The sequence below is a fragment of the Cyanobium sp. Lug-B genome, from assembly GCF_024345635.1.
In the GTDB taxonomy this organism is placed as follows: Bacteria; Cyanobacteriota; Cyanobacteriia; order PCC-6307; family Cyanobiaceae; genus Cyanobium; species Cyanobium minutissimum.
The window spans coordinates 1-8,173 of sequence record NZ_JAGQBM010000093.1 but is presented as its reverse complement, the minus strand read 5'-3'; the positions used below and the strand labels follow the sequence as shown (position 1 = coordinate 8,173).

General features: G+C 74.7%; 11 protein-coding genes. 7 read left to right on the top strand and 4 right to left on the bottom strand.

The features are described from left to right. A partial coding sequence (locus KBY81_RS15690; RefSeq protein WP_396103854.1) for a CbiX/SirB N-terminal domain-containing protein occupies window positions 1–252 on the bottom strand: 252 nt, incomplete at its 3' end. 40 nt (window positions 253–292) lie between these two features. Here KBY81_RS15690 and KBY81_RS15685 point away from each other — a divergent pair. Continuing rightward, window positions 293–1,396: an anthranilate phosphoribosyltransferase gene (locus KBY81_RS15685; RefSeq protein WP_254977004.1), complete on the top strand. Its 1,104-nt coding sequence runs from the start codon at window positions 293–295 to the stop codon at window positions 1,394–1,396. Between the two features lie 26 nt (window positions 1,397–1,422). Here KBY81_RS15685 and KBY81_RS15680 read toward each other — a convergent pair whose 3' ends face one another. Further along, entirely contained in the window at window positions 1,423–2,181 is a 759-nt protein-coding gene (locus tag KBY81_RS15680) for a type 1 glutamine amidotransferase (RefSeq protein ID WP_254977003.1), read from the bottom strand. A 63-nt stretch (window positions 2,182–2,244) separates the two neighbouring features. Here KBY81_RS15680 and KBY81_RS15675 point away from each other — a divergent pair, with 63 nt between their 5' ends. The 6 genes from KBY81_RS15675 (at window position 2,245) to KBY81_RS15650 (ending at window position 7,185) form a co-directional block, all read left to right on the top strand. Continuing rightward, window positions 2,245–2,466: a hypothetical protein gene (locus KBY81_RS15675; RefSeq protein WP_219903824.1), complete on the top strand. Its 222-nt coding sequence runs from the start codon at window positions 2,245–2,247 to the stop codon at window positions 2,464–2,466. Window positions 2,467–2,469: 3 nt separating this feature from the next. After that, on the top strand, window positions 2,470–3,015 hold the full coding sequence (locus KBY81_RS15670) for a DUF924 family protein (RefSeq protein WP_254977002.1): 546 nt from the start codon (window positions 2,470–2,472) through the stop codon (window positions 3,013–3,015). 7 nt (window positions 3,016–3,022) lie between these two features. Beyond that, window positions 3,023–3,961, top strand: a complete 939-nt coding sequence (locus tag KBY81_RS15665) for an oxygenase MpaB family protein (RefSeq protein ID WP_254977001.1) — start codon at window positions 3,023–3,025, stop codon at window positions 3,959–3,961. A 67-nt stretch (window positions 3,962–4,028) separates the two neighbouring features. Next, complete coding sequence (locus KBY81_RS15660; RefSeq protein WP_181279974.1) at window positions 4,029–4,190, top strand: hypothetical protein; 162 nt, start codon at window positions 4,029–4,031, stop codon at window positions 4,188–4,190. 23 nt (window positions 4,191–4,213) lie between these two features. Then, window positions 4,214–5,590 (top strand): APC family permease, encoded by a 1,377-nt coding sequence (locus KBY81_RS15655; RefSeq protein ID WP_106219698.1) that lies wholly within the window; start codon window positions 4,214–4,216, stop codon window positions 5,588–5,590. Next, window positions 5,587–7,185 carry a glycine betaine ABC transporter substrate-binding protein gene (locus KBY81_RS15650; protein ID WP_254977000.1) on the top strand — a complete coding sequence of 533 codons (1,599 nt, stop codon included), beginning with the start codon at window positions 5,587–5,589 and terminating at the stop codon, window positions 7,183–7,185. Before KBY81_RS15655 ends, KBY81_RS15650 begins: the two co-directional genes overlap by 4 nt. Here the strand turns inward: KBY81_RS15650 and KBY81_RS15645 are convergent. Both KBY81_RS15645 and KBY81_RS15640 read right to left on the bottom strand, forming a co-directional pair. Beyond that, entirely contained in the window at window positions 7,155–7,664 is a 510-nt protein-coding gene (locus KBY81_RS15645; protein WP_106219700.1) for a universal stress protein, read from the bottom strand. The two genes, KBY81_RS15650 and KBY81_RS15645, sit on opposite strands and share 31 nt — an antisense overlap. 30 nt (window positions 7,665–7,694) lie before the next feature. Then, on the bottom strand, window positions 7,695–8,173 hold a 479-nt coding region (locus KBY81_RS15640), incomplete at its 5' end, for a hypothetical protein (RefSeq protein ID WP_254976999.1).

Below are 8,173 nucleotides of genomic sequence, written 5' to 3'. Positions count from 1 at the left end.
CTCGGCGATCCGCGGCACGTCCCGGCGCACATGGCTGCCGGGCAGGAGAAACAGGGGCACCAGCACCAGGGGGGCGGCGGCGCTGCCGCAGGGAACCGCCGGCGGCTCCCCCGCCGTCAGCGCCTCCAGCCCCACCGCAGCGCCGCGCCCCGCCTCCAGCTCCCTGGCCAGGGCCTGCAGTTCGGCGGGGATGGCGCCACCGGCACGGCCATGCACCACCAGCAGCAGGGGGCTTGCGATGATCCCGGGCATGCCCCTCACCCTAGGGATCACCGTAAGGAGGTCGCCGCGCATGTCGACGCCGAGCCCCGGGGGGGAATGGACGGCGCAGCGGCGGCTGGAGCGGGCGGAGGCGCTGGGGGCCGACCCGCGCCGCTTCCGCGAACTGATCGCCGCCCTGGGCAGCGGCGAACGCAGCGGCCGGGCCCTGAGCCGGGCCGAAGCCGGCGAAGCCCTCGATCTGCTGCTCGACGGGTGCTGCACGGACGCCCAGGCCGGCGCCTTCCTGATCGCCCATCGCCTGCGGCGCCCGGAGCCCCAGGAGCTGGCCGGCATGCTCGACAGCTACGCACGCCGCGGACCGCGGCTGGCGGCGAGCCCGCGCCGGGTGCTGAGTTTCGGGGTGCCCTTCGATGGCCGCAGCCGCTCGGCGCCGCTGCTGCCGCTGGTGGCCCTGCTGCTGGTGGCGGCGGGGGCCGGGGTGGTGCTGCACGGCGGCGATCCGATGCCGGTGAAGTACGGCCTCACCACGGCCGAAGCCCTGGCCGCCCTCGACCTCGACCGCCGCGGCCTCCCCTGGGACGCGGTGAACCGCCATTTCGCCGCCGAGGGGCTGGCCCTGCTCCACCAGCCGACCCACTTCCCGGCGGCGGAGCGGCTGGTGCCGCTGCGGGAGCAGATCGGCAAGCGCCCGCCGGTCGCCACCCTGGAACTGCTCTGGAGCTGCCACCCCGGACCCCACCTGCAGGTCAGCGGCTTCGTCCACGCCCCGACCGAGCGGCTGGCCGGCGAGGCCCTGGCCTCCACCGGCCAGGACGACCTGCTTCTGATCAAGGGGCTGGAGGGGGGCGTGGAGCTGCCCACCAACCGGGTGGCGATCGCCTCCCACCGGGTGGGGGGAGCGGCCGGTGGGGCGGAACGCCTGATCCTGCGGGCCCGCGACCACGGCCTCGGGGCGCCCGAGGTGCCGCTCGAAAGCCTGGCCCAGTGGCGGGACCAGGCCCGGGAGGCCCTGGCCGGCTCCGGACCGCTGCGGCCCGGACTGATCTGGAACGGCGGCTTCCTGCTCTGGCGCGCCGGGATCAGCGACAGCCTCCCGGCGGGGCTGACCCGGGCGGAACGGCTGCTGGAGGACGGGGCGGTGGAGCAGGGCCGCCGCCAGCTGGCCGACGGGTGACGGCGCGCTGACCATGGCACCGGCCCTCAGAGCAGGGGATACCCCCCGAGCAGGGCGCCGATCCGATCCAGCAGGTTGTTGATCAGCCGGCGCCCCTGGCGCTCCCCCTCCTCCCCCCAGCGCTCCCGACCGGCCCGCAGCTGCTCCACCCCGTCCGGGCCCAGGGCGAGGCGCACGTAGTCACCGTCCTCCTCGAGCCAGGTCTCCAGGGCGGCGTCCGTCACCTCCACGTGGAACTGGAGCCCGTGGGCGTGGTGCCCGATGCGGAACATCTGTTCGGTGCAGAGGGGCGTCGACCCCAGCAGGACGGCGGCGGCTGGGAGCCGGATCCGGTCCCCGTGCCAGTGCAGGGCCGGCAGGGCGGCGCCGAGCCCCGCCAGCACAGGCTCCTGATCCTCGGGCCGTGTCCAGGCCACCGGCTCCCAGCCCACTTCGTACGCCCGCACGGGCGGGTCCCCCGCCGTCAGTGGCACCACCTGCCCACCGGCGGCGAAGGCCAGCAGCTGGGCCCCCAGGCACAGCCCCACCACCGGGCGCTCGCACTCCAGGCACTCCCGCAGCAGGGCCACCTCCGCCTCCAGCCAGGGAAACGACGGCGATCCGATGTCACCCACCCCCATCGGTCCCCCCAGCACCAGCAGCGCCTGGCCGGGCCCGAGCCGGGGCATCGGCTCCCCCCGGTCGGGCCGGCACACCGTCACGTCCCAACCCCGGCGTCGGGCCTCCTCGCCGAAACGACCCGGACCTTCGCGCTCCAGGTGCTGGAGCACCACCAGATGGGACATGGGTGGGCAGGACGGCGATGGGAGCCCCAGCATGGGGGCGTCCGCCGCTCCGGGCCAGGTTCCATGGGCAGCGATCCCAGCCTCCGCCAGCTGCTGACGCTGGTGATCGGGTCGATCGGGCTGGGCTACCTGCTCTACGGCCGGAAGCAGGCCCATGCGGTGGCCCTGGGCTGCGGCGTGCTGCTGATGGTGGTTCCCTACGGCATCAGCCACCTGCCGGCCCTGGTGGCCATCGCCCTGCTGCTGATGGTGCTTCCATTTCTGCTGCACCGATTCCTCGTCTGAACCATGCCGACCCCGCAGGAGGTTCTGCGCTTCTGGTTCGAGGAGACGCCCCCCTCCGCCTGGTTCCGACCCGGTCCCGACCGCGACCGGACCGTGCGGGAACGGTTCGGGGCCCTCACCGACCAGGCCCTGGACGGCGGCCTGGCCCCCTGGGGGGAACACCCCGCCGAGGCCCTGGCCCTGCTGCTGGTGCTCGACCAGTTCCCGCGGCAGATCTGGCGCGACCAGGCCCGCGCCTTCGCCGGCGATGGTCAGGCCCTGGCCCTGACGCTGCGGGCCGTCGAGGCCGGCTGGGTGGCGGCGGAGCCGGCACCGGAACGGCGGCCGTTCTGGCTGATGCCCCTGATGCACAGCGAGGATCCGGCGGTGCAGGAGCTGGGCCTGCCCCTGTTCGAGCGCCACACCGACGCCCGCACAGCGGAGTTCGCCCGCCGCCACCAGGCGGTGATCGCCCGCTTCGGCCGCTTCCCCCACCGCAACCGGATCCTCGGGCGGCCGAGCCTCCCTGAGGAGGAGGCGTTCCTGCAGCAGCCCGGCTCCCGCTTCTGAGTCCCCGATGACCGATCCCTTCGATCCCGGCGACGCCCCGGCCGCCGGCACCACGGCCAACGCCGCAGAAACCGCCGACGCCGCTGCGACCCTGCGGGCCGCCGAGGCCACCGCCCACCGGCTGGCCGGCGAGCTGTTTCCCTGGGACCTCACCCGGGCCCTGGAGCTGGCCCTGCTCAAGACCTTCTGTGTGCCCTCCATCTCCGGCCTGCTGGCCCGCACCGGGGAATTCGAGCGCCGGCCCCGCAAGCGCTATGACGACACCGGTCTGATGGTGGCCGAACTGCTGCGCCATGGGCTGGACAGCCCGGCCGGGGCGGCGGTGATCGAGCGCATGAACCGCATCCACGGCCATTACGCGATCGGCAACGACGATTTCCTCTACGTGCTCTCCACCTTCGTGGCCGAGCCGATCCGCTGGCTGGCGCGCTACGGCTGGCGGCCCCTGACTCCCCTGGAGCAGGAGCACCTGTTCCGGTTCTGGCGCGGGGTGGGCGAGCGCATGGGGATCGTGGACCTGCCGGACTCCCTGGCCGACCTGCTGGTCCTGAACGAACGGGTGGAGCGGGAGGCCTTCGCCCCGGCGGCCACCAACCGGCGCATCGCCGACGCCACCCTGGCCATGCTCCTGGCCGACTGGCCCGCCCCCCTGCGCCCCGCCCTGCGCTGGGCACTGATGGGCCTGCTCGACCACCAGACCTGCGCGGCCCTGGGCTGGAGCAGGGCGCCCGAGGGGCTGCAGGCGCTGGTGCTGCAGGCCCTGCGGGCCCGCAGCCGGGCCGCCGCCCTGGTGGCCGGAGTCCGTGCCGGGCTGGGCAGGCCGACCCCCGCCCGCTTCTATTCCCAGCGCCCCACCCCGAGCTACGGCGCCACCTTCCACCTCGAGCAGCTGGGGCCGCCGCCGCTGCTGGACCAGCTGGCACCGCCCCCCTCCGAGGGTCCCTGAGCTCCCCGGCGCTGCCCGCCCCGCCGGCCCTGGCTAAGCAGGAGGTACCGCTGCCTTCCCGCCAGCCATGGCCGCCCCCTTCCAGTCCCCCCACTTCGCCGTCGTGCGCACGGAGGATGGCTGGATCCTCGAGGCCCGCGTCACCAAGGATCTCGACGGCGACTGGCTGCTGAGCCGCCACGAGCTGGAGGAGCTGCACGGGCTGCTGGAACGGGTGATCGCCCCCTGACCCGCCCCGCTCCCCCCGATCCGATGGTCCCGGACCAGGCGTCGACCGCCCAGGCCCCGGGCCGCCTGCTCAGCGTGCTGGGGGTGAGCTTCGGCATCGCCGGGGCGGTGGGGGGCACCATCGGCGCCGGCATCCTGCGCACGCCTGGCCTGGTGGCGGCCCAGCTGGGCAGCGGCCCGTGGGTGATGGCGGCCTGGCTGGCCGGCGGCCTCTACGCCCTGCTCGGCGCCAACGCCGTGGCGGAGCTGGGGGCCAGCCTGCCCCTGGCCGGCGGCTGGTACGTCTACGCCCGGCGCTGCTTCGGCGATGCCGCCGGCTTCACCGTGGGCTGGATGGACTGGATCGGCCACTGCACCGGCATCGCCTGGGTGGCGGTCACGATCGGCGAGTACGCGGCCTTCCTGCTGCCGGGACTGGCGCCGCACGGAAAGCTGGTGGGGCTGGCGGTGCTGCTGCTCTTCACCCTGATCCAGCTACTGGGGGTGGAGGCCGGCAGCGGCAGCCAGAAGCTGCTGAGCCTGGCCAAGGCGGTCGCCTTCCTGGCGGTGGTGGCGGCCTGTTTCCTGCTGGGCGGCCCCGCCACCCGGGCCACGGCCGCCGCCGCGATCCCCACCACCGCGGCGGTGCTGGCCACCCCGGTGGGCTGGACGGGCCTGGCCGTGGCGCTGGTGTTCTCCCTGCAGGCGATCGTCACCACCTACGACGGCTGGCACAGCCCCATCTACTTCTCGGAGGAGTTCAGCGAACCCCAGGAGGACCTGCCCCGCTCCCTGATCGGCGGCGTGCTGGCGGTGATCGGCCTCTACACCCTGTTCAACCTGGCCCTGCTGCGGGTGCTGCCGCTGCCGGCGATCGCCGTCTCCAGCCTGCCGGTGGCCGACGCGGCCGCCCTGCTGTTCGGCGCCTTCGGCGGCCAGGCGATCACCGTGCTGGCGCTGCTGTCCCTGGCAGGGCTGATCAACGCCTCGATCATGGGCGCCCCGCGCATCCTCTACGGCCTCAGCCGCGACCGCCTGTTCAGCCCCCTGGTCGACCGCGTGAACCGGGGCGGCACCCCCACCGTGGCCCTGGTGCTCACCAGCCTGGCGTCGGCCCTGCTGGTGCTCGGCGGCGACTTCACCATCCTGCTGGGGCTGGCGGCCTTCCTGTACGTGAGCCTCTACCTGGTGGGGATCGTCTGCCTGTTCGTGCTGCGGGCGCGGGAGCCGGAACGGCCGCGGCCCTACCGGGCCTGGGGCCACCCCTGGAGCACCGCCATCGTGCTGATCGGATCGGTGGCGTTCCTGGTCGGCGCCCTGCGCAACGACACCGCCAACAGCGGCTGGGCCCTGCTGCTGATCGGGGTGGCCGTGCCGGTGTTCCAGGCCACCCGGGCCCTGACGCCGGCCGAGGCGCCATGACCTCCCGGTGGCCGCCGGCCTGGTGGGACGGCGCCCTGGCGGGGGAGATCCTGCAGCGCAGCGGTGAGCACCTGCTACTGGTGGGCAGCGCCATCGGCCTGGCCCTGGCGATCAGCCTGCCGCTGGGGCTCTGGATCAGCCGCCGGCCCCGCTGGGCCGGGCCGGTGCTGGCGCTGGCCAGCACGGTGCAGACGGTGCCGAGCCTGGCGATCTTCGGCCTGCTGCTGACCGTGCCGCTGCTGGGGGGCATCGGCACCACCCCGGCGATCGTGGCCCTCACCCTCTACGCCCTGTTGCCCCTGCTGCGGGGGCTGGTCACGGGCCTGGCCCAGGTGCCCCCGGGGCTGAAGCAGGCGGGCAGTGCCCTGGGGCTCAGCGACCGCCAGGTGCTGCTGCGGGTGGAGCTGCCCCTGGCCCTGCCCACCCTGATGGCGGGCCTCCGCGTGGCCACGGTGATCGGCGTGGGGGTGGCCACCATCGCCGCCGCCATCGGCGCCGGTGGCCTGGGGGTGTTCATCTTCCGGGGCATCGCCACGGTGAACAACGGCCTGATCCTGGCGGGGGCCCTGCCGGCCGCCGCCATCGCCCTGCTCGCCGATGGCGGCCTGGGGTGGCTGGAACGGCGGCTGGCCCGGCGCCCCAGCGGCGGCACCAACGCCCCCGGCCGGCGACGGGTGCTGCGGCTCGCCTGGGGCCTGGCGGGCCTGGCCCTGGGGGCCGTGCTGGCCCTGAAACTGCTGCCGCCCGCCGGCGGCGGCACGGTGCGGATCGGCAGCAAGAGCTTCACCGAGCAGCTGATCCTGGGGGAACTGCTGGCCCAGCAGATCGAGGCCGCCACGCCACTGACGGTGCGGCGCGACTTCGGCCTGGGGGGCACCGGCCTCATCCACGCCGCCGTGCGCAGCGGCCGCATCGACGGCTACGTGGAGTACACCGGCACCGCCTGGACCACGCTTCTTGACCAGCCGCCGCCGCCACCGGAGACGCCCGATCCGGCGGAGCGGGTGTTCGAGCAGACGCGCCGGCTCTACGCCGAGCGCTTCGGGCTCACCGTGTTCCCCTCCCTGGGCTTCGAGAACAGCTTCGCGATCCTGGTGCGCCGCGCCGAGGCCAGGCGGCTGGGGATCGCCACGATCAGCGAGGCGGCCCCCCACACCCCCGGCTGGCGGGCGGGCTTCGGCTACGAATTCCTCAACCGGCCCGATGGCTTCGCCGGCCTGGCGCGGCGCTACGGGCTGCGCTTCGCCCGGCCCCCCGAGGCCATGGATCTGGGCCTCACCTACCGGGCCCTGGCCGAGGGCCGCGTCGACCTGATCGCCGGTGACACCACCAACGGACTGATCCCCGCCCTCGACCTGCAGCAGCTGCGGGACGACCGGCATTACTTCCCCCCCTACGACGCGGTGCCCGTGTTCCACACCGCGACCCTGCAACGGCGCCCGGAGCTGGTGCCCGTGATCCAGGGGCTGGCCGGCCGGATCTCCGCCGCCACCATGCAGCGCCTCAATGCCCAGGTCGACCTCGACGGCCTGGACGTGGCCGAGGTGGTGCGCCGCTGGCGGCTTCAGGAGGCGGGGGCCGAGGGCGCTTCCTGACCATGGCCGGCGGCGGGTCCGGGGCGCCGGAACACCAGCACCGGCAGCTCGGTGTGGGTCAGCACCCGCTGGGTCTCGCTGCCCAGCAGCAGCCCGGCGAGGCCGCGGCGGCCGTGGGAAGCCATGAAGATCAGGTCGCAGCCATGGCGAGTGGCGGCCTCGATGATCGCCTCGTAGACGACCGGATGCTCACCGACGGCGGTGTCGCAGGGGACCCCGGCCTCCTCGGCCAGGGCCCTGGCCCGCCCCAGCAGCTCGTCGGCATAGCTTCGCTCCGCCTGGCTGAACTGCTCCACCACGGCCGGGTCCAGCAGCACCGGATCGCCGTAGAGGGAGCCCTGGGGTGGCATCGCCAGGTTGGCGAGCACGTGCAGGAAGGTGATGGTCGCCCCGGAGTCGCGGGCGAAGCTCACCGCCCGGCGGATCGTGCCGTCGGAGAGATCGGAGCCATCGGTGGGCACCAGCAGGTGACGGAACATCGGCCTCGCCTCAAGCGCGCTGGGGTGCGGTCATGATCGCCCGGCCGCCAGCCGCCGCTCCACCCGCCGCGCCACCTCGGGGGCCAGGCGGCAGCGATCCAGGGCGGCCAGGTCCTGGCCTCCCCCGGGCAGACGGGCCAGCAGGTCCACGGCCGTGGCGGCCAGGGTCGGGTCCAGATCCCCCACCAGAGCGATGAGCACCTGCCGCAGGGGGAGCAGCGGCCAGGCCCCGAGCCCCACGGCCAGGCCCTCCAGGGCGGCCCGCCGCTGCTGCTGCGGTAACGGCGCCAGCACCCGTTCCCGCAGCAGCGGGAAATCGTCCGGGTGCCGCTGATGGCCCAGCAGGGGCAGCAGCAGCGCGGCCGGCGCCCCTGCGGCGGAGCCCCTGCCGGGGACGTCGGCGATCGGTGCCAGGGCCTGCCGCAGCAGGGTCCGGCAGCGGGGGTGGCGGTGGCGGCCGATCACCGCCAGCAGGGCCGGGTTGGCGGCGGGCTCGGCCAGCCACAAGG